Raw genomic sequence first — 19423 nt, forward strand, 5'->3', positions numbered from 1 at the left:
GTAGACTACGCCCTGCCCTGCTTCCGGCGGGGCCGTGGTCGGGAAGTTCGGGGCGTAGCGCAGCCTGGTAGCGCACGTCGTTCGGGACGACGGGGTCGGAGGTTCGAATCCTCTCGCCCCGACCACAGGTCACAGAATCCTCCCCACCGTGGGAGGATTTTGCTGTTCAGGCCCGGAGGCCCCCATGCGCGTGTATGCCATCGCCGACCTGCACCTCGCCACTGTCACGCCCAAACCGATGACGGTGTTCGGGCCGCAGTGGGCGGATCACCCCCAGGCCATCTATGACCGCTGGCGAGAAACCGTCACAGAGGACGACGTGGTGCTCCTTCCCGGTGACCTGTCGTGGGCGATGCGACTGCCGGAGGCGATGCAGGATCTGGGCACTCTGACCGCGCTGCCCGGCACGAAGGTGCTGCTGCGCGGCAACCACGACTACTGGTGGCCCACCGCCGCCAAACTGCGCGCCGCCCTGCCGCCGGGCATGCTGGCGGTGGTGAACGACGCCGTGCGCGTCGGCACGGTCGTGATCTGCGGCACACGCGGCTGGCTCACCCCCGGCCACGAGCCGCTCGCCCCCGACGACGAGCGCCTGCTGGTGCGCGAGGCCGAACGCCTGTCCCTGAGTGTCCAGGCCGCCGAACGCCTGCGTCAGCCGGGCGACGTGCTGATCCTGATGCAGCACTATCCGCCCGCCACCGCGCCGTACCGGCCGAATCCGATCACCCGCGTGATCGAGGCGGCCCGTCCGGATCTGGTGGTCTACGGCCACCTGCACGGTGTCCCCGTGGAACGCTCGATGCGCCACGTGCACGGCATCCCCGCCCACCTCGTCGCGGCGGACGTCCTGAACTTCACGCCAAAGCTGCTGCTGGAGACCGTGGAGCAGGGGAGGGTCGGGAGATGAGCCGTTGCTCAGGGCATGGTCGCGAACCGGCCACTGAGGCTGAACCTGGGTTGTTTCTTGAATTGGATATGATAATGCAGAATCAAGGCTGCGGGTCATCTCCACCACGTCCGGCAGCCGCCGTCCCCCGCCCTACACGCTGACCAGACCCAGGGCGATGCCGCGTGCCACCGCACCCGCCCGGCTCTGCACACCCAGCTTGGAATACAGCGCCTGGACATGGAATTTGACCGTGCTCTCGGACACGCCCAGGTCGCGGGCGGCGCGTTTGTTGCTCAGGCCCTCGGCCAGCAGGATCAGGACGTCCCGCTCGCGGGGGGTCAGGGAGACATCACTGGCCGTCAGCGGCAGGTCGTCGGGCACATCCTCGTCGGCACCCAGCAGCGCGGGCGGCAGCACCGCCAGTCCCGCCGCCGCCCCGAGCGCCCCGGCGACGAGTTCCGCCGGGGTCGCATCCACGGGCAGCACCGCCCAGCCGCCTGCCGACAGCGCCGGCAGCACGGTCGCCCACGCGGCTCCGCCGAGCGCCACCACTGCCGGAGCCCCCGCCAGCTCCGAGGGGTCGGCCAGCCACGAGTCGTCCACGATGAGCACGTCGGCGTCGTCTGCCGTGTCCAGCCCGGCGTCCGCGAGAATGGCCCGCACCCCCGCCCCGAGCATTCCAGCGGCCAGCAGCACCCGCACGGTCGGGCGGGTGGGCCGGTCGTCGGTCATGCCTGATCGTACGGCGGGGATGGCGTCCGGCATGGTCACCGCCGGTCTCAGCGTTCCCCGACGGTCACGGCCACATCCTGTTCCTCGCCGCCCCGCAGCACCCGCAGGGTCACGGGCTCACCCGCCCGGTCGCGGACACGGTCGAGCAGTTCGCGGGGGTGGCGGATCATCTCGCCATCCAGTGCCAGCAGGATGTCCCCGACCTTCACGCCCGCGAACCCGGCTGGGCTGTCCTGCTCGACCTGCACGACGGTCAGGCCCAGCCGACCGCCGCCCCGACCCCAGTGCGGGCCACCGCGACCCCGTCCGTCCGGGCCACGGCCGCCCCACTCGCGGCCACCCCAGCCTCCCCGGCCGTGCAGGTGCGGCCCGCCGCGCCGGGGATCCGCTGCCGCGTCCTCACCGGACTCGCCGGGAAAACGCACCGGCTGCGTCGAGAGGCCCAGGTAGCCACGGGGCACGCGCCCAGCGGCGTCCAGCAGACCGGCCACCTTCAGGGCACGGTCGGCCGGAACCGCCAGCAGGTCACCGCGTGACACGCCGGCATTCAGGATGCCCACGAGACCGCCACGGGCATCGACCAGCGCCCCACCGCTCACGCCCCGGAACGGTGCCGCGCCGCTGAGCAGCCAGCCCCGGCCGGGGCCGCCAGCCGGCGCCCCGCGTTCCATGAAGCCCAGCGTCGCCTGGACACCGTGCGCCGGGCGGCCCACCGCCAGCAGCAGTTCGCCGACCCGAACCGGGCCACCGGCAGAGAGGGCCGGAGCGTCCAGACCCGGCACCCGCAGCAGTGCCAGATCGGTGGTCGGGTCGCGGCCCGCGACCGTGGCGGCCAGGTTCTGGCCCGTGGCGGTGACGACCGTCACGTCGTCGGCATTCAACACGTGAGCGACGGTGAGCACCAGACCCGCGCCGATCACGCTGCCGCTGATCGGTGGGCCTCCGCGCACGGACACGAGACTGCTGGCGGTGGCATCGACGGCGTCGGCCAGAGATGTAGACAGATCAGAGAAGGTCGTCATGCCGACATGGTGCGCCGCAGCCCGCCGGAACGCGCCGCCTGAACGGACGGGCCGGGTCCTGGCCGGATGGATGGGGAACCGTTCGTCAGTCTGGCCGCCGGATCACGTACCGCCGCACCGGCACCACCGCGCCCCGGTACCGTTCCGGCTCGACCTGACCAGCCTCCACGAGCCCCAGCGAGCGCATCAGGGCGTGGGAGCGGTCATTCGGTTCATGCACCAGGGCCGTCACCTCGGCCAGGCCCAGCGCCCACGCGATTTCAAGCACCTGCACGCACGCCTGCCGCGCCAGCCCCTGCCCCCACAGCGCACGGTCGCCGATGGCGATGCCGAGTTCCGCCGACCGGCCGTCCAGGTGGGCGAGGTCCACGTAGCCGACCAGCCCACCGCCGTGCGTGACGCCCCAGCGCCGGAAGGTCGGATCCCCCCCGGCGATGATCGCGTGCCAGTGGCGGCGCACCGCGCGGGCGGACAGTCCGGGTGTCCAGTCGGCGGCGGCGCAGAACTCCGGGTCGGCGGCCCAGCGCACGGCTGCGTCCTCGTCGCCCGGTGCCAGGGGCCTCAGGATGACGGTCACGGCGTGAGGCGGGCCAGGATGGACGCTGCCGGCGCAGCGGTCGCCTGCGCGTACCCTGTCCCGGCCCACACGCTCAGTACGTCGGCACGGCCCGCTGCCGCCCCCGCCGCCCGGAGCGGTCTCGTCAGCGCGTTCTGGTGCGGGTACGGCAGCGGCGTGTGAACCTCGCGGCTCACCGCATTCGCCAGCCCACGCGCGGTGCGCCCACTGAACGCGGTCGTGAGCACCGTCTCGCCGCCCACCGTCAGCGCCGCCCGGTACGCGGCCGACGTGCCCGCCTCGTCGGCCAGCAGGAACGCGGTGCCGCACTGGGCGAGCGTGGCGCCAGCGCCCAGCACCGCGCGGACATCAGCAGCAGTCATCAGCCCACCCGCCGCGATCACCGGCACGCGCACCGCGTTCACCGCCGCACGGGTCAGGGCCACCGTGTCGGCCAGCGCGTCCTCCTGCCACCCGCCCCGGTGCCCGCCGGCCCCGCCCCCCTGCACGACCACGGCGTCCACGCCGTCGGCCTCCAGCACGCGGGCCTCGGTCACGCTGGTGGCGGTGCCCACCGCCAGGATGCCCGCCCTGCGCAGCTGCGACAGGTGGGCAGGAACGAGCCGACCGAATGCGAACGAGCACACGGCGGGTTGCAGGGCCACCACCGCCGCGAACTGGGTCTCGAAGTCCTCCTGCACGTGCTCCGGCAGGGCAGGAGCCGGCAGGCCCAGCGAGGCGTGAAAGGGAGCCAGCTCCGCACACGCGCCGGCCACCTGATCTGCGCTGACCGTCGGTACCGGCAGCGGCGCGAACAGATTCACCGCGAACGGCCGGTCGGTGTGCGCCCGCACCGCCTGCCCGTGCGCAGTGATCTGTTCCGGTGTCAGGTAGGCCGCCCCGATGCTGCCCAGCCCGCCCGCCTGCGAGACCGCCGCCACCAGGGCCGGCGTGCCCACCCCGCCCGCCATCGGCGCGAGAACGATCGGCACGGTCAGGCCCAGGCGTTCCAGAACGGCTCCCATCCATCCATGATGCCGCGCCCTGGGGCGCACAGGCCGCTACCCTGCACCCATGCCCGACCCCCTGCCCCCCGTCCGGGCCTACACCGTGTCCCGCCGCGCGGGGCGGTTTCCCGGCCCGGCCCCCCGCCGTCAGTTTCCGCCGCGCGAATTCATCGCGGCGCTCCTGGAGGGAGCCGCGCAGCGCGTCCAGCTGGAGGACGCCCCGGATCTTGACTGGGCGCTGGCCGGGCAGGTTCACGACCCGGACTACCTGCGCCGCTGGCGGGCGGGCGAGGTGACCCGGGCCGAGGAGCGGGCGCTGGGCTTCCCGTGGTCGCCCGACGTCGTCCGGCGGAGCGTGGCGAGCAGCGGCGGAACCCTGGCCGCCACCCGCGACGCGCTGGCCAGCGGTCTGGGTCTCCACCTCGGCGGCGGCACGCACCACGCCTATGCCGACCACGCCGAGGGCTTTTCCTTCCTGAACGACGTGGCGATCAGCGTGCGCTGGCTGCTCGACACCGCCCAGGCCCAGCGGGTCGTGGTCATCGATCTGGATGTCCACCAGGGCAACGGCACGGCCGCCATCTTCCAGCACGACCCCCGCGTGATGACCGTCAGCGTCCACGCTGCCAACAACTATCCCTTCGTCAAGGAACGCAGCGATCTGGACGTGCCCCTGCCCGACGCCACCGGGGACGCGGCCTACCTCGCGGCGCTGGAGGGCGTGGTCATGCCCGCCGTGGCCGCCTTTCGCCCGGACTTCGCCTGCTACCTCGCCGGGGCCGACGTGCTGGAGGGCGACCAGCTCGGCCGGCTGGCCCTGAGTGTGGCGGGCGTGAGGGCCAGGGACGACGTGGTCTTCCGCTGGGCGGCTCGGTCGCGGGTGCCGCTGGTCACCGTCATGGCGGGCGGCTACCACCGTGATCCGGCCACGCTGATCGCGGCGCGGCTGGGCACCCTGGACGCTGCGCTGGAGGCGTTCCGGTCGCCAGGGGAGCAGACGAACCGGCCCTGAACCTGCCAGGGCCGGTGGAGCGACATCCGGTGATGGGGAGGGTGAGGCTCAGTACGTCACGGCCTCCAGCCTGCCCAGGTTCACGTTCGCCGTGGTGGCGGTGAGGGTCACGGTCTTCGTGCCGGCCGTGACGCCCGCGAAATCGACCGGGATGGTCTGCCCGACGCCAATGGACAGCGGCAGGTTCGTGCCGTTGAAGTTCACCGTGAATCCCGTGCTGGCCGTGGTGCTGGCGTTCGTGATCAGCAGGCGGACGTTGCGGGTGGCATTCAGCTGAAGGCTGTAGCTCCTGCTTGCGCCGTTGGAAATGGCCCCCACGCTGGTCGTCACGACCCCCGGTACCACCGTCGCGCCGGTCGCCGTGGTCACGCTCAGGTCGCCCGTGAAGGCGCTGGCGTTGTTCCTCGCGTCCACGGCCCGCACCTTGAAGGTGTACGCGGTGTTCGCCGCCAGACCGCTCACCGTGGCCGACGTGCCGGTCGGGCTGGCGTTCAGCGCCCCGTTCACGTAGACCTCGTATTTGCTGACGCCGCAGTTGTCGGTGCTGCCGCTCCACGACAGGCTGACACTGCTGCTGGTCTTGCTGCCCGAGGTCAGGCCCGTGGGCACGCTGGGCGCGGTGGTATCGGCGGCGCAGGGATCGCTGGGCGCGCTGAGGTTTGCGCCGCTGACCGTCCCGATGACCACACCGTCGCTCTTGGCCGTAATCACGATGGTCTTCGCGCCCGTGCCGACGTTCGGGTAGTCCGCGATGACCGTCTGCCCGGCGTCCACCGCAAGGTCGTAGTTCGTGCCGTTGAAGGCCACGTTGATCAGGCGGCTGTTCAGGCTGGAGGCGTTCTGCACCGACAGGCGGTACGTGCCCGCCGATGTGACGTTCACCGGGAATGATCTGCTCGCCCCGTTGGCGATCGCGCCGCCGCTGGTGGTCACGGTGCCCGGCAGGTTCGTGGAGGTGCTCGCCGCGCTCGTGGTCACGCCCAGGTCGCCCGTGAATGCCCCGACGTTCCCGGCGGCGTCTTTGGCCCGCACCTTAAAGGTGTAGGCAGTGTTCGGGCTCAGGCCCGACACCGTGGCACTGGTGCCGTTGGCCGTGGTGTTCAGTGCCCCGTTCACGTAGACCTCGTAGCTGCCCAGGCCGCAGTTGTCCGTCGCGGCCGACCACGACAGGCTCACGCTGGTGCTGGTCTTGCCGGGCGAGGTCAGGCCGCTGGGAGCACTCGGGGCCGTGGTGTCGGTCGAGCACGTGGGCGGCGGCGTGGCCGTCCCACGCGAGGACAGCACCTGCCGGGCGGGCACGTTCAGCGTCGCGCCATCCGAGAAGGTGACGGTCACGGCGCTGGCGGTCGGGTTGTACGCCACGTAGGTGCGCGTCGTGCCCTTCCTGAACACCGAGTAGGTCGGGATGTTCGCGGTGACGGTGGTGTCCACCTGCCCCATGACATTCAGGGCGTGCAGGTACTGGTAGGTGTGCGCCTTCGTCTCGCCGTCTTCCGGCGTGTAGCCGCCGCTGCCGAACTTGCCCAGCGCCCCGGCGGCGTCATAGAAGGCGTAGGTGCTCCAGAAGATGTCCTTCCACGAATTCGGCTCGCGGCCCAGGAAGTCGTAGTTGGTCTTCAGGTAGGTGGGGTTGCGGCCCAGGTACACGCTGCCGGCCGTGATCGGCAGCAGGTTGATGCCCTGGATCGCCTCCTTCTCGGCGCTGAACCACGTCGAGTACGCGCCGCCGTCGCCCCACACCATGCCCACGGCCGGCTTGCCGAAGTTCGCCGGGAAGACCGCGCCGCTTTGGTTGAACCAGTACTGCTCGATGGCGGTGGTCTCGGTGGTGTACAGGTAGATGCCCAGGTCTCGGATGGCCGTGTTGCCGGTCACGGCCCCCCAGGTCACCAGCGCCGTGCTGAAGTTCATGTCCTCGCTGCTGGATTCCTGGTTGTTGCCTGCCGCAAAGCCCGAGTGCCCGGCGGCCCACGAGTGCCCGGCGTAGGGATCGAAGTTGCGCAGGCGCGGGAACTGGCTCGTGTTCGTCGTCCAGTTCGCGGCGTCCATGATCAGGTCGTTGATGCTGGCTCCCCAGGTCTTACCCTGCGGCGTGGCCCCGGTCACCCACGCGGGGCGGTACTGGGCCAGCAGCGCGGCAGCCTTGATGAAGTACCCCCAGTGGAAGTGGTGGTCGTTCAATTCTTCCTCGCTGCCGTAGCCCTGTGGGTAGCCGATCAGGGTGCCCCAGGTGGGGTTGTAATAGAAGAAGTTGCTGCCCTGCCCGTCCAGCCAGTCCTGCAGGACACGCTGGATGGCGTCCAGGAAGGCCGTCTGGGCTGCCGAGTTGCCGACCTGCTCGGCCAGCGGCACGAGTTCCGCCAGTTTCCCCAGCCCCTTGCCGACCCAGTACGAGTCGCCTGTGGGGTTCAGCGTCGCGCTGGTGTTGGCCTCGTTCACGTAGGCGGCGAGCTGCGTCCTGCTCAGCGTGTTGGCCGTGCCGTTGTCCGGGAAGTACGGCAGCACGCCCTGGAACTTCTGCGAGGTCGTGAAGCTGGTGCTGCCCTTGACCACCTTCATCTGCCCACGCGGCGACACGTACGTGTACCCGGTGTTCACGCTGCCAGAATTCATCCACTGGTGGCGGTACAGCGCCATGACGGTGCCGGACGCCGTGCCCTCCTTGGCCGTCGTCGTGACCGCGTACGTACTGGTCATGGTGGCTGTGCCCGCGTTGTAATTCCAGGTGACGGTGCTGCCCGTCACGAAGTTGTAGGCATACGTTTTGTAGTCGTTCAGCGTGGCGACCGTGTTGTCCGGCAGCGCCGCGATCGAGTAGTAGTCCTTGCCGCCCAGTGTGGAGGTCAGCACGGTATTGCTGACCGACCACGTGCTGCCGCTGGGCGCGAAGATGCCGTAGTGGCGGCCGTTGATGGTCACGCCCAGCACGTTGCCCTGGTTCGACCACACGGTCGGCGTGGCAATGGTCGTGATCTGCGCGTTGCCGCCCGTCTTGGTGGCATACACGAACGGCAGGCCGTGCCCGAAGGTCGCCCGCAGCGTGCGCGTGCCGTCGGCCCAGTACGCGGTGGTCGTCCAGTCCCCGAAGTCGTCGGTCTTCGTGTCCGGTGAGTTCAGGCCCGCGACCCCCAGGGTCAGGTCCGGCGTGTACGGGTACTCGTACTTCTCCAGACCCGGTGCTCCGACGACCTGCACAGTGGTCGGGTAGCTGATCTCCAGGCCGCCCGAGCGGGCGTGCATGGCCAGCGGGTGCGCGAACATGTTCTCGCTGTAGGCGTTCCCGGCATTGCGCTTGAACAGGATCGACGACCAGAACTCGTTGGATGGGGCCTTGCCCTTCGCGGCGGCGTTCGCCGTCCACGCGGGGGTCAGGATCGCGCCGCTGGTGTTGGTGGGGCCGCCCTTGGCCCCTGGGGGGGGCGTGGTGCCATAGTCAAGGGCCTGGAAGGTCGGGCCGCTGGCCTGGGGCTCGACCCGCGCACATGCGGACAGGGCGACGGTCACGAGGAGCGCGGTGGACAGGACGGAACGGGTTCGTGGCATGGATGACCTCCGGTGTGCCGCGCTGGGCCACCGTCGTGAAGGCGGGAGTCGAAAACCTTTTCAGAACTGAAGGACAGCCGGGGACGCCGGTGTCAGAGGGCACGCTCCGGCGCGTAGCGTACGGACTCGCGGACGCTCAGGGTGAGGGGCAGGGCGCTGACTTCTGGACGGACCTCCGGCTCCCGCAGGCGCAGCAGCACCGTGCTGGCTGCGTGGCGGCCCATCTCGAACAGCGGCTGGCGCACCGAGGTCAGGGGCGGCAGCGTGAACTGCGAGGCCGGCAGATCATCGAAGCCGACCAGCGAGATGTCGTCGGGTACCCGGATGCCGCGCCGGTACAGGCCCAGCCGGACACCGTAGGCCATCTGGTCGTTCGCGGCAAAGATGGCCGAGAGGCCCACCCCCAGACCCAGCCAGTGCTCGACAGCCTGGATACCACTCGCCTCGTGAAAATCACCCTCGAAGACCAGACGTGGATCGAAGGGCACGCCGGCCTCGGCCAGGGCCAGCCGGTACCCCTGGAGGCGGTCGATCGCGTCCTGCTGGGTCGCCACGCCCGCCACGTGCCCGATCCGGCGGTGCCCCAGCGTGAGCAGGTGCCGGGTGGCCATGGCAGCTCCCTGCACGTTGTCGACCGTCAGCGACACGTCGTCCAGGCCGGTCACCCGGCGACCGACGAGCACGAGCGGATACCGGGCCGCCAGGGCACGCAACTGGGAGACGCCCAGCTGTCCTCCCAGGATGATCAGCCCGTCGACCTGCCGGCGGGTCAGGGCCACCATCGCCTCGGCCTCGTCCTGGATCTGCCAGTGGCCGTTCACGAACACCGGCTGGTAGCCGCTGCCGGCGAACCCGGCGTCAATGCCGCGCGCGACCTCGCTGTAGAACGGGCTGGCGATGTCCTGCGTGAGCACACCGATGGTCATGCTGCGTCCCCAGACCAGGCCCTGGGCCTGGGCGTTCGGCTGGTAGCCGAGCCGACTCACGGCTTCCAGCACCCGCTGGCGCTTGTCCGGGGCCACGGTCGCCTGACCGTTCAGGGTACGCGACACCGTGCTGATCGACACGTGTGCGGCGCTGGCAATGTCGCGGATGGTCACGGCTCGGGTCATACGGATCCTTCCCCTGCACGGCAGGGCAGATGGCGGAGTATGGCACGGCGCGGTTGCCGTGCAGCGCGGACGGATTGTGGAACAACGTGAGCTTACACGGATTCTGAAAACGTTGTCAAATGGGAGCCGTCAGATCCGCTTGCCTCCGGCACGAACATCTGATACCGGTGAGGTCTGCGCGCGGTGGCGTATGGCCGCGCCGTTCGCGTGCGGCCGGCCACTCCATTGCTCCCCGGTCACATGCCAGGGGAGCAGTGGAGTGACCGGCGTGCCGTCAGGGCCGCATCCGCGTCAGCATCCGTGGGAACGGGATCGCCTCGCGGATGTGGTCGATGCCCGTGATCCACGCGACCACGCGCTCCAGGCCCATGCCGAAGCCCGCGTGCGGCACGCTCCCCACCCGGCGCAGGTCGAGGTACCAGTCGAAGGCCTCCAGCGGCAGGCCCTCGTGCTCGATGCGGGATTTCAGCAGGTCGTAGTCGTGGATGCGCTCGCTGCCGCCGATGATCTCGCCGTAGCCGTCGGGCGCGATCATGTCGTCGCACAGCGCCACGCGCGGATCCGCCGGGTCCGGCTGCATGTAGAAGGCCTTGATGGCGGCCGGGTACCGCTCGATGATCACGGGCCGGTCGAAGTGGTGGCCCAGGATCGTCTCGTGCGGCGCGCCCAGGTCGTCGCCCCACTCGACGGGCTGCACGTCCTCCTGCACGTTGGGCGGCAGGTCGCGCTCCTCGATGTGCCGCCGCACGATGTCCAGCGCCTCGGTGTACGTGATGCGCGGGTAGTTCCCCTCGGCCGCGCCGCGCAGTTTCGCCTGGTCGCGGCCCAGCAGCTCCAGTTCCGTCTGGCACTCGTCCAGCACGCGCCGCACGATGGAGGACACGAGGCGCTCCTGCAGGTTCATGTTCTCGACGTGGCTGCTCGGGGCGACCTCCGGCTCGACCATCCAGAACTCCAGCAGGTGCCGCCGCGTCTTGCTCTTCTCGGCGCGGAACGTGGGCCCGAAGGTGTACACCTTGCCGAACGCGAAGGCTCCGGCCTCGGCGTGCAGCTGCCCAGTCTGGCTCAGGTACGCCTTGTCCTCGCCGAACAGGTCGATCTCGAACAGCTCCGTGGTGCCCTCGGCGGCGTTCGGCGTGAAGAACGGCGCGTCGAAGCGCACGAAGCCCTCGCCGTGGAAGAAGTCCACGATGGCCCGCTGAATGGAGTCCCGCACGCGCATGACCGCCCACGGGCGGCGGTGGCGCAGCCACACGTGCCGGTGATCCATCAGGAACTCAATGCCGTGCTCCTTGGGCGTGATCGGGTACTCGGCGTGGTTCTCCGAGATGGGAGAGAGCCCGCGCACGGCGAGTTCCACGCCGCCCGGGGCGCGCTCGTCGGCGCGCACCTCACCGGTGACGGTCACGGCCTGCTCCTGCGTGAGCCGTTTGGCGGCCTCGAAGACCTCGTCGGTCACGTCGCCCCGGAACACGGTGCCCTGCACGAAGCCGCTGCCGTCGCGGAGTTTCAGAAACTGGATCTTGCCCTTCCCGCTCTTGTCGGTCAGCCACGCGGCCAGCGTGACCGTCTCGCCGACGTGCTGTTTCAGGTCGCGGATGGTGGTGTGGGAGCTCATCGCGCGTCAGTATAGAGAGACTTCGGCAGGGCGGGGGATGCGGCGGACAGAAATTTCACGATCTGGCAATATCGTGAATTAATTCACTAATGTAAGATGGGGAGTGCCCCGCCACGTCTGGCAGGGCAGAGGGTCGTTCAGCTCGACTTCAGCGCGTCGTTCATGCCCAGCACGTCCGCCGCCTTCAGGCTCGCGCCGCCCACCAGCGCGCCGTTCACGTTCGGCTTCGCGCAGATGCTCGCGATGTTGTCCGGCTTGACGCTCCCGCCGTACAGCACGCGGATGTCCGCGGCCCGCTTCCCGTAGCGCTGCTCCAGCGCCGTGCGGATCGCGGCGGCGAGTTCCTCGGCGTCGTCGGCGGTCGCGGTCTTGCCGGTGCCGATGGCCCACACGGGCTCGTACGCGACGACCACGTCCGCGCCCACGCCGTCCAAGCTGCCGGCGAGCTGCTCCAGCGTGTACGCGACGTGCTCACCCTTCTCGCGGACGTCGAGCTTCTCGCCCACGCACACGATCGGGGTCACGCCGTTCGCCTGCGCGAGCTTCGCCTTGGCGGCCACGGTGGCGTCCGACTCGGCGTGGTACTCGCGGCGCTCGCTGTGGCCCACGACCACGTAGCGCACGCCCAGGTCGGCGAGCATGGCGGCGCTCGTCTCGCCGGTGTACGCGCCGGACTCGTGCGCGGACACGTCCTGCGCGCCCAGCCCCACGCCCGCCGGCAGGTTCGCTGCCAGGGTGGGAATGGTCACGAAGGGGGCCATGACGGCCAGCTCGGCGTCGCCCTCCTCGAAGCGCTCGGTGAGTTCGGCCGCCCACGAGCGGGCCTCGCTGGGGGTCTTGTTCATCTTCCAGTTCAGGGCGAGCAGGTTCTTCATTTCATCGCCTCCACGCCCGGCAGCGCCTTGCCTTCCAGCAGTTCCAGGCTCGCGCCGCCCCCGGTGCTGATATGGCTCACCCGGTCGGCCTGCCCGCTCCTGTTGATGGCGCTGACCGAGTCGCCGCCGCCGATCACGGAGTACGTGTCCGTCCCCAGATCGGCCACGGCCTTGGCGATGGCGTTCGTGCCGGACGCGAACTTCTCGAACTCGAACACGCCCATCGGGCCGTTCCAGAACACCGTCTTCGCGCCCTTCAGGGCGGCCGTGAACGCCGCCTGGCTGGCCGGGCCGATGTCCATGCCCTCCCAATCGTCCGGGATGTCGCTGGTGGGCACCACGCGGGTGTTGGCGTCGGCGCTGAAGGCGTCGCCGGCCAGCGTGTCGGTCGGCAGGACGATCTTGTCGCCATACTTCCCGAGCAGCTCGCGCGCCTTGTCCAGGAAGTCGTCCTCGTGGATGCTCCTGCCGATCTTCCCGCCCTGCGCCTTGACGAAGGTGTACGCCATGCCGCCGCCGATCAGCATGCGGTCGACGGTGGGCAGCAGGTTCTCGATGACGAGCAGCTTGTCGCTGACCTTCGCCCCTCCAATGATGACCACGTAGGGCCGCTCCGCGCCGTCCAGCAGCTTGCCGAGCGCGTCCACCTCTGTCTGGAGCAGGGTGCCCGCCGCGTGCGGGAGCTTCCCGGCCACGCCGCTCACGGAGGAGTGCGCCCGGTGCGCGCTGCCGAAGGCGTCGAGCACGAAGGCGTCGCCCAGCCGCGCGAACTTCTCGTTCAGGTCGGCGTCGTTCTTCTCCTCGCCCGCGCTGAAGCGCACGTTCTCCAGCAGCGCCACGGCACCCTCCGGCAGCGCCTGCACCGCCGCGAGCGTGTCGTCGCTGTCGGCCGTGCCGCCGATGAACGTCACCGGCTGGCCCAGCACCTGCTCCAGTACGGGCGCGACCGGCTTCAGGCTGTACTTGTCCTCGGGGCCGTTCTTGGGCCGCCCGAAGTGGCTCATCAGGATGATGTTGCGCGCGCCGGCCGCCTGCAGCGCCCGCAGGGTCGGCAGGCTGGCGGTCACGCGGGTGTCGTCCTGCACGACGCCGTCCTTGACCGGCACGTTGTAGTCCACGCGCACGAGCACGCGCTTGCCCTTCACGTCGAGGTGGTTCAGGTTCTGCATACGTCCTCCTGAGGCGAAAGCAGCCAGCGGAACCACCCGTCTGGCTGCTCTCCTGCCGCGCCGGGGCGGCCCGGCGCGGTTTAGATCACTCGCTTCGCTCGCCACCTGCGGCGGAGCGTCAGCCCTTGTCTTGCACGAGCTGCGTCAGATCGGCAATTCGGTTGCTGTAGCCCCACTCGTTGTCGTACCAGCTGAAGAACTTCACCAGGCTGCCCATCGCCATGGTCAGGCCGCCGTCGATGATCGCGCTGTGCGGGTTGCCCACGATGTCCTGCAGCACGATGGGGTCCTCGGTGTACTCGATGATGCCCTTGTGGCTGCCCTCGGCGGCGTTGCGGAAGACCGTGTTGACTTCCTCGGCGGTCACGTCGCGGCCCAGGATCACGACCACGTCGCTGATCGAGCCGACCGGCGTGGGCACGCGCAGCGAGGTGCCGTCAAACTTGCCCTTCAGGGCGGGGTAGACCTGCGACACGGCCTTGGCGGCCCCGGTGCTGGTCGGGATGATGTTCACGGCGGCGGCGCGGGCGCGGCGCAGGTCGCTGTGCGGCAGGTCGAGCACGCGCTGGTCGTTGGTGTACGAGTGCACGGTGGTCATGATCGCCTTCTCGATGCCGAAGGCCTCGTCGAGGAGCTTCATGGGCGCGCCCAGGCTGTTCGTGGTGCAGCTCGCGTTGCTGATGATGTGGTGCTTGGCGGGGTCGTAGTCCTGCTCGTTCACGCCGAGCACGATGCTGATGTCCTCGTTCTTGGCCGGCGCGGTGATGATGACCTTCTTCGCGCCGCCCTCGATGTGCTTGCCCGCGCCCTCGCGCGAGGTGAAGATCCCGGTGGACTCGATGACGATGTCCACACCCATCTCGCCCCACTTGATGGCGGCGGGATCGCGTTCGGCCAGTGCGTGGATCTTCTTGCCGTTCACCGTCAGGGACGCGTCGTCGTACTCGACGGTGCCGTTGAAGCGTCCGGCCGTGCTGTCGTACTTGAGGAGGGTGGCGAGGGTCTTGTTGTCCGTGAGGTCGTTGATGGCGACCACCTCGACGCCGCGCGCTTCGAGCACGCGGAACACCAGTCGACCGATGCGGCCGAAGCCGTTGATGCCTACTTTCATGCGTCCCTCCAGTCCTGGGGCCTCTCCACGTCGGAAAGCCTTACCCCGCGTGCCCCAGTCTACGCGCAAAGGCTGATGCCAGGTTCGTGTCAACAGGACACCAACCTAGACCGAAGACTGGATCAGCCCGGATCGCTGTACTGGTCATCGAGACCGCCGCTGATCGAGTAGAAAGTCATATGAGACACAAAGTTCACGATCTGGCGTAATCGTGAATATATTCACTTACACTGCATCTAACTCTGGGTTCAGTGGCCGGTGGCGGGGAAATGCCCAGACCTCCCACCGCCTCCGGAGACCACCGCGCCATACTGACCCCATGAGCGACACCCTCCTGGTCATGAAGTACGGCGGCACCAACATGCAGGACGCCCGGGCGATCCGCCACAGCGCGACCCTGGCGGCCCGCAGTATTCAGGAGGGCATCCGGGTGGTGGTCGTGGTGTCCGCCATGGCCGGTGTGACCAACCAGCTGCTCCAGATCGCCGATGCCGCCCAGGCCGGTGATATCGCCCGAGCGAACGATGAGATCGCCGCCATGCGCACCCGGCACTTCACGGCTGCCCAGGAACTCGGTGCGGCCCCGGACAGCGACACCGTGCGCGAACTGCGCGAGATGCACGAGACCCTGCGCCAGGCGGTGTACGGCGTGTATCTGCTGCGCGAACTCACGCCGCGCAGCCGTGACCTGATCGTCGCCTTCGGGGAGCGGCTGTCGGCCCCCCTCATGAAGCTCGCGCTGGAGCAGCTCGGACAGCGGGCCCACCACCTCACCGGCGGCGAGGCCGGGATCGTGACCGACACCCATTTCGGCAATGCGCGGCCGCTGCCCGGGACATACGGGCGCATCAAGGATCGCCTGAGCGGGCTGCTGGGTGCAGGTGTGACCCCGGTCGTCTCGGGCTTCATGGGGGAGACCGAGAAAGGTGCGATCACCACCCTGGGGCGCGGCGGTACGGACTTCAGCGCGACCATCATCGGCAAGGCCCTGTCTGCCACCGAGGTCTGGGGCTGGAAGGACGTGGACGGTGTCATGAGTGCCGATCCCAGGGTCGTGAAGGACGCCCGCAACATCGATGTCCTGAGTTACGGCGAGGTCATGGAGCTGGCGTACTTCGGTGCGAAGGTGCTGCACCCCCTGGCGGTCACGCCCCTGCAGGACAGCGGCATTCCGCTGCGGCTGAAGAACTCCTCTGACCCGGACTTCGCCGGGACGCTCGTGCAGGCCGAACCGCGCGACGAGGCCGGGCACCCGGTCAAGGCCGTGACTGCCATCCGCAACGTCAGCATCATCAATGTCAGCGGAGCCGGCGTGCTGGGCATCCCCGAGGTGATCGCCAGCGTGTTCGACGCGATCGCCCGCGAGAACGTCACCCTGCTGATGGTGTCGCAGAGTTCCAGCATGAGCAACGTGTCGCTGGCTGTGCAGACCGTGGATGCCGAGCGCACCCTGAACGCCCTGCGCGCCGGCGTGAGCCTGGAACTGCAGGTCGAGCAGCAGGACAACGTGGCCGTCCTGGCGATCGTGGGCAGCGGCATGCGCGGTCAGAAGGGCGTGTCGGCCCCCGCTCACGTGGACGATGCGACGCGCTCGGTGCACGCGGCCTTCAGCCTGGGCACTGCGGTCAGCGCTGGTTGACCACGGCGTTCCCTTCCGGCGAGGTCGTGTGGTGCGGACTCGCCGGGGCATCGGGGGCGGCCAGCACGGTCCAGCGTCGGCGCACGACCAGATACAGTCCGACCACCCACGCCACGCTGCTCAGAAAGCCGACCATGACGTCCGTGGGATAGTGCACCCCCAGATAGTTGCGGCTGGCCCCGATGACCAGCGCCCATGCCACGCCCAGCAGCATGACCGGCCAGCCCCAGCGGCCCTTCCAGAACACGAGTCCCAGCGCGATCCCGAAGGCGGCATTCGCCATGGCGTGCCCGCTGGGAAATGAATAGCCGGGCTCGGTCAGCACCGCGCCCAGTTCCTCGGGCCGGGGGCGCTGGAACGAGATCTTGGCCAGCCCGTTCAGCAGCGTCGCGCCGGCCACGGCCAGGATCAGAAACCACGCGTGGGCGCGGCTGCGGTAGCGGGCCAGCAGCAGTGCGACCGCCGCCGTCACGACCGGCAGCACCCGGATGCCGCCCAGCAGCGCCAGCGTCTCGGCCGCCCGTGTGAGTTCCGGTGTCCGGTGCGCGACATACCACGACAGAATCGCGCGATCCCAGGCGTAGCCGCCGTCGTCGAAGATCTCCTCGGTGACGTGGGCGATCAGCACCAGCGGCCCCAGCACTCCGAGCAGCACCACCAGCACCAGCCGCCAGTGCACGCGGAGAAGAGGCAGCAGTTCGGAGCGGAGCTGACGGATCATCCGGTCATTACACTCCACCCCGTCCGGTCATGACTTGCGCCTTCTTTCACGCTCCGTGCGCGGCCCGGTGCGTCTGGCTCAGTGGTTCTAGGCCACCCGGCTCAGTCGGCGGTGAGCCACCCCGCGCATGTGCGTCAGGGGGGTGACAGCGCACCATAGGAACACGAGAGAGGGCCGAGCAAGGATGCCACAGGGGCAGCGGCTTCACCCGGAGACCACCGTGAATCTCAATGCCCACCTGTACCACGCCCAGCACCGACCCGAGTACCTCCGCGAGGAAGCCCGCCGCGACCACCTGGCCCGTCTGGCCCGCAAGGCCCGCCCCGCCGCTCCCGCCCGCCCGGCGTTCGACCTGCGCCGCCTGCTGGTTCGACTGCACCTCGCATGACCATCCGCTGCACCCCACACCACCGCCTGCGATAAGTCGCAGGCGGCTTTGCTTGTGGTGGAGCGGCTGAGGCGGCAGAGGGACGCGGCAGCAGGGGAGACGCCACGTTCCATGACCCTGCACCTACTCGCTGACCGGCACCATGTTCGCCTCGCGCTGCGCCAGGAAGGTCTTGACGCTCTGCGCCGCCCGGCCCGTCATGCCCGGAACGGCCGCGATCTGATCCACGCTGGCCGACGCGAGATCTTCCAGGCTGGTGAAGTGTTCCAGCAGCGCGTCCCGCCGTTTCTGCCCGATCCCCGGCAGGTCGTCGAACACGCTGCGGAGCATCAGGTCGCCGCGCAGCTTGCGGTGGTACGTGATCGCGTACTGGTGCACCTCGTCGCGCACCGCGATCAGCATCCGCAGGGCGGGATGGGTGTGGGGCAGCAGCAGTTCCCGGTTCACGCCGATCTCGCTGCCCGACTCCAGCCACCACTGTGCTCCGAAGCGGCCCGGCAGGATCAGCCGCTCCTCGCGCTTGGCGAGACCCACGACCGGCACCTGCACCCCTGCCTCGTTCAGCGCGTCCAGCGCGGCGTTCACCTGACCGCGGCCCCCGTCGATCAGCATCAGGTCCGGCAGCGGCAGCTTGTCTGACAGGCTGCCGGTGAAGCGGCGAAGGATCGTCTGTTTCATGCTGGTGTAGTCGTCCGGATGATCGAGGCCCCTGACCTTGAACCGCCGGTGTTCGCCGCGCCGCGACCGCCCACCCTCGAACACGACCATGCCCGAGACGATATTCGTGCCGAACAGGTTGCTGTTGTCGTAGCCCTCAATGCGCCACGGACGATCCGGCAGCGCCAGCACCTCGCGCAGGCTGTCCAGGCCGGGATGGTCGCCCCGGCGTTCCAGCAGGGCCAGTTCGCTCTCCAGGCCGGTGCTCGCGTTGCGCTGCGCCATGGCGACCAGATCGACCTTGTCGCCGCGCCGGGGCGTGCGCATCTCGACCTTACGCCCAGCCTTCTCCGAGAGAAAGACGCTCCACAGCGGCGCATCATCGAAGCCCTCGGGCAGCAGGATCAGGGGCGGGACGTGCGTGGCCTGGGTGTAGTAGTCCTGCACGAAGGCCTCAACGACCTCGCCCAGCGTGCCGTCCTCGGCGTTGGTCAGGAAGCGCTTGTCGCGGCCCACCACGCGCCCGGCCCGCATCCGGAACAGCTGCACCATGGCGTATTCGCCGGCCTGCGCCACGCCCAGGAAATCCAGGTCGGTCTCGTCGCTGACAAAGGCGTGCTGCTCGGTGCCGAACAGTTTTTCGACCGCCTGTACGCGGTCACGCAGCCGGGCGGCCTGCTCGAAATCCTGCCCCTTCGCGGCCTGGGCCATATCGGCCCGGAGCCGGGCGATCACCGGCGCGGCGCGGCCCTCCAGCAGCGCCCGGACATCGTCCACCACGCGCCCGTAGTCGGCCGGATCAGCCCGGTCGACGCACGGCCCCAGGCAGCGGCCCATGTGGAAGTTCAGGCACGGCCGCGCCTTCTTCTGGAGGGGCAGCCCACTGTTCTTGCGCAGCGGAAACATCGTGTCGATCAGGTGCTTGACCCGCCGCACCGCCGAGGCGTCCGGGTAGGGCCCGTAATACTGCGCCCCGTCCTTCAGCACCCGCCGGGTCACCACCAGCATGGGGAAGGCCTCGTTGGTCAGCTTCAGGAACGGATAGTGCTTGTCGTCCTTGAGCAGCACGTTGTAGTGCGGCCGGTGCTGCTTGATGAGGTTGGCCTCCAGCACCAGGGCCTCGACCTCGTTGCGGGCGGTGATGAACTCCAGCACCTCGGCCAGCGCGGTGAACTTGCCGCTCTTGCCGCCGGCCTTGAAGTGCTGCATGACCCGCGAGCGCAGGTTGTTCGCCTTCCCGATATAGATGGGCACACCGCCCTTGCGGAAGATGTACACGCCGGGGCTGGTGGGCAGCACGGGCAGGTCGTCGAGATGCACGCAGACAGCATAGATGAGGTTTAGGTCTGTGACGGGGCGTTGAGGCACCAAG

Annotated in this window: 16 protein-coding genes and 1 tRNA gene; 5 read left to right on the forward strand and 12 right to left on the reverse strand. The window is 69.3% G+C overall.

Annotated elements, in window-relative coordinates; all coding sequences use genetic code 11:
• Positions 1–48: 48 nt before the first annotated feature.
• Both U2P90_RS11005 and U2P90_RS11010 read left to right on the forward strand, forming a co-directional pair.
• A tRNA-Pro gene (locus tag U2P90_RS11005) sits at positions 49–125 on the forward strand.
• A gap of 59 nt (positions 126–184) precedes the next feature.
• Positions 185–907: a metallophosphoesterase gene (locus tag U2P90_RS11010; protein ID WP_322472129.1), complete on the forward strand. Its 723-nt coding sequence runs from the start codon at positions 185–187 to the stop codon at positions 905–907.
• A 132-nt stretch (positions 908–1039) separates the two neighbouring features.
• On the opposite strand, the gene U2P90_RS11015 is transcribed toward U2P90_RS11010, so the two are convergent.
• The 4 genes from U2P90_RS11015 to U2P90_RS11030 form a co-directional block, all read right to left on the reverse strand.
• Positions 1040–1621: a helix-turn-helix transcriptional regulator gene (locus tag U2P90_RS11015; RefSeq protein ID WP_295823546.1), complete on the reverse strand. Its 582-nt coding sequence runs from the start codon at positions 1619–1621 to the stop codon at positions 1040–1042.
• A 47-nt stretch (positions 1622–1668) separates the two neighbouring features.
• Positions 1669–2643 carry a S1C family serine protease gene (locus U2P90_RS11020; RefSeq protein WP_322472130.1) on the reverse strand — a complete coding sequence of 325 codons (975 nt, stop codon included), beginning with the start codon at positions 2641–2643 and terminating at the stop codon, positions 1669–1671.
• A gap of 85 nt (positions 2644–2728) precedes the next feature.
• Positions 2729–3220, reverse strand: a complete 492-nt coding sequence (locus U2P90_RS11025; protein WP_322472131.1) for a GNAT family N-acetyltransferase — start codon at positions 3218–3220, stop codon at positions 2729–2731.
• On the reverse strand, positions 3217–4224 hold the full coding sequence (locus U2P90_RS11030; protein WP_322472132.1) for an NAD(P)H-dependent flavin oxidoreductase: 1008 nt from the start codon (positions 4222–4224) through the stop codon (positions 3217–3219). The genes U2P90_RS11025 and U2P90_RS11030 overlap by 4 nt, the downstream gene beginning before the upstream one ends.
• A 49-nt stretch (positions 4225–4273) precedes the next feature.
• On the opposite strand from U2P90_RS11030, the gene U2P90_RS11035 reads away from it, so the two are divergent.
• On the forward strand, positions 4274–5218 hold the full coding sequence (locus U2P90_RS11035; RefSeq protein ID WP_322472133.1) for a histone deacetylase: 945 nt from the start codon (positions 4274–4276) through the stop codon (positions 5216–5218).
• Positions 5219–5266: 48 nt separating this feature from the next.
• Here U2P90_RS11035 and U2P90_RS11040 read toward each other — a convergent pair whose 3' ends face one another.
• From U2P90_RS11040 to gap, 6 genes are all read right to left on the reverse strand, one after another.
• The gene (locus U2P90_RS11040) at positions 5267–8761 is read right to left on the reverse strand and encodes a glycosyl hydrolase (protein ID WP_322472134.1); all 3495 of its coding nucleotides are present in this window, start codon (positions 8759–8761) and stop codon (positions 5267–5269) included.
• A gap of 92 nt (positions 8762–8853) precedes the next feature.
• Positions 8854–9873 carry a LacI family DNA-binding transcriptional regulator gene (locus tag U2P90_RS11045; protein ID WP_322472135.1) on the reverse strand — a complete coding sequence of 340 codons (1020 nt, stop codon included), beginning with the start codon at positions 9871–9873 and terminating at the stop codon, positions 8854–8856.
• Between the two features lie 274 nt (positions 9874–10147).
• Positions 10148–11491, reverse strand: coding sequence for an asparagine--tRNA ligase (gene asnS / locus U2P90_RS11050; RefSeq protein WP_322472136.1), 1344 nt, complete (start codon positions 11489–11491; stop codon positions 10148–10150).
• 137 nt (positions 11492–11628) lie between these two features.
• On the reverse strand, positions 11629–12366 hold the full coding sequence (gene tpiA, locus U2P90_RS11055; protein WP_322472137.1) for a triose-phosphate isomerase: 738 nt from the start codon (positions 12364–12366) through the stop codon (positions 11629–11631).
• Positions 12363–13535: a phosphoglycerate kinase gene (locus U2P90_RS11060; protein WP_322472138.1), complete on the reverse strand. Its 1173-nt coding sequence runs from the start codon at positions 13533–13535 to the stop codon at positions 12363–12365. Before U2P90_RS11060 ends, tpiA begins: the two co-directional genes overlap by 4 nt.
• 118 nt (positions 13536–13653) lie before the next feature.
• Positions 13654–14646 (reverse strand): type I glyceraldehyde-3-phosphate dehydrogenase, encoded by a 993-nt coding sequence (gene gap, locus U2P90_RS11065; protein ID WP_322472139.1) that lies wholly within the window; start codon positions 14644–14646, stop codon positions 13654–13656.
• Between the two features lie 319 nt (positions 14647–14965).
• Here gap and U2P90_RS11070 point away from each other — a divergent pair, with 319 nt between their 5' ends.
• Positions 14966–16285 (forward strand): aspartate kinase, encoded by a 1320-nt coding sequence (locus U2P90_RS11070; RefSeq protein WP_322472140.1) that lies wholly within the window; start codon positions 14966–14968, stop codon positions 16283–16285.
• On the opposite strand, the gene U2P90_RS11075 is transcribed toward U2P90_RS11070, so the two are convergent.
• A complete protein-coding gene (locus U2P90_RS11075) occupies positions 16272–17006 on the reverse strand; it encodes a phosphatase PAP2 family protein (RefSeq protein WP_322472141.1) in 735 nt (244 codons plus the stop codon). The two genes, U2P90_RS11070 and U2P90_RS11075, sit on opposite strands and share 14 nt — an antisense overlap.
• A gap of 220 nt (positions 17007–17226) precedes the next feature.
• Between U2P90_RS11075 and U2P90_RS11080 the strand changes: the two genes are divergently transcribed.
• On the forward strand, positions 17227–17394 hold the full coding sequence (locus U2P90_RS11080; protein WP_322472142.1) for a hypothetical protein: 168 nt from the start codon (positions 17227–17229) through the stop codon (positions 17392–17394).
• A 123-nt stretch (positions 17395–17517) separates the two neighbouring features.
• Here the strand turns inward: U2P90_RS11080 and uvrC are convergent, their stop codons facing one another.
• Positions 17518–19371: an excinuclease ABC subunit UvrC gene (uvrC, locus tag U2P90_RS11085; RefSeq protein ID WP_322472143.1), complete on the reverse strand. Its 1854-nt coding sequence runs from the start codon at positions 19369–19371 to the stop codon at positions 17518–17520.
• Positions 19372–19423: the final 52 nt, after the last annotated feature.

Source organism: Deinococcus sp. AB2017081 (assembly GCF_034440735.1).
In the GTDB taxonomy this organism is placed as follows: Bacteria; Deinococcota; Deinococci; order Deinococcales; family Deinococcaceae; genus Deinococcus; species Deinococcus rufus.

Coding starts and splice junctions, on each gene's coding strand:
- U2P90_RS11010 (WP_322472129.1), top strand. CDS start 185: ATGCGCGTGTATGCCATCGCCGACCTGCACCTCGCCACTGTCACGCCC.
- U2P90_RS11015 (WP_295823546.1), bottom strand. CDS start 1,621: ATGACCGACGACCGGCCCACCCGCCCGACCGTGCGGGTGCTGCTGGCC.
- U2P90_RS11020 (WP_322472130.1), bottom strand. CDS start 2,643: ATGACGACCTTCTCTGATCTGTCTACATCTCTGGCCGACGCCGTCGAT.
- U2P90_RS11030 (WP_322472132.1), bottom strand. CDS start 4,224: ATGGGAGCCGTTCTGGAACGCCTGGGCCTGACCGTGCCGATCGTTCTC.
- U2P90_RS11035 (WP_322472133.1), top strand. CDS start 4,274: ATGCCCGACCCCCTGCCCCCCGTCCGGGCCTACACCGTGTCCCGCCGC.
- U2P90_RS11040 (WP_322472134.1), bottom strand. CDS start 8,761: ATGCCACGAACCCGTTCCGTCCTGTCCACCGCGCTCCTCGTGACCGTC.
- U2P90_RS11045 (WP_322472135.1), bottom strand. CDS start 9,873: ATGACCCGAGCCGTGACCATCCGCGACATTGCCAGCGCCGCACACGTG.
- asnS (WP_322472136.1), bottom strand. CDS start 11,491: ATGAGCTCCCACACCACCATCCGCGACCTGAAACAGCACGTCGGCGAG.
- tpiA (WP_322472137.1), bottom strand. CDS start 12,366: ATGAAGAACCTGCTCGCCCTGAACTGGAAGATGAACAAGACCCCCAGC.
- U2P90_RS11060 (WP_322472138.1), bottom strand. CDS start 13,535: ATGCAGAACCTGAACCACCTCGACGTGAAGGGCAAGCGCGTGCTCGTG.
- gap (WP_322472139.1), bottom strand. CDS start 14,646: ATGAAAGTAGGCATCAACGGCTTCGGCCGCATCGGTCGACTGGTGTTC.
- U2P90_RS11070 (WP_322472140.1), top strand. CDS start 14,966: ATGAGCGACACCCTCCTGGTCATGAAGTACGGCGGCACCAACATGCAG.
- U2P90_RS11075 (WP_322472141.1), bottom strand. CDS start 17,006: ATGATCCGTCAGCTCCGCTCCGAACTGCTGCCTCTTCTCCGCGTGCAC.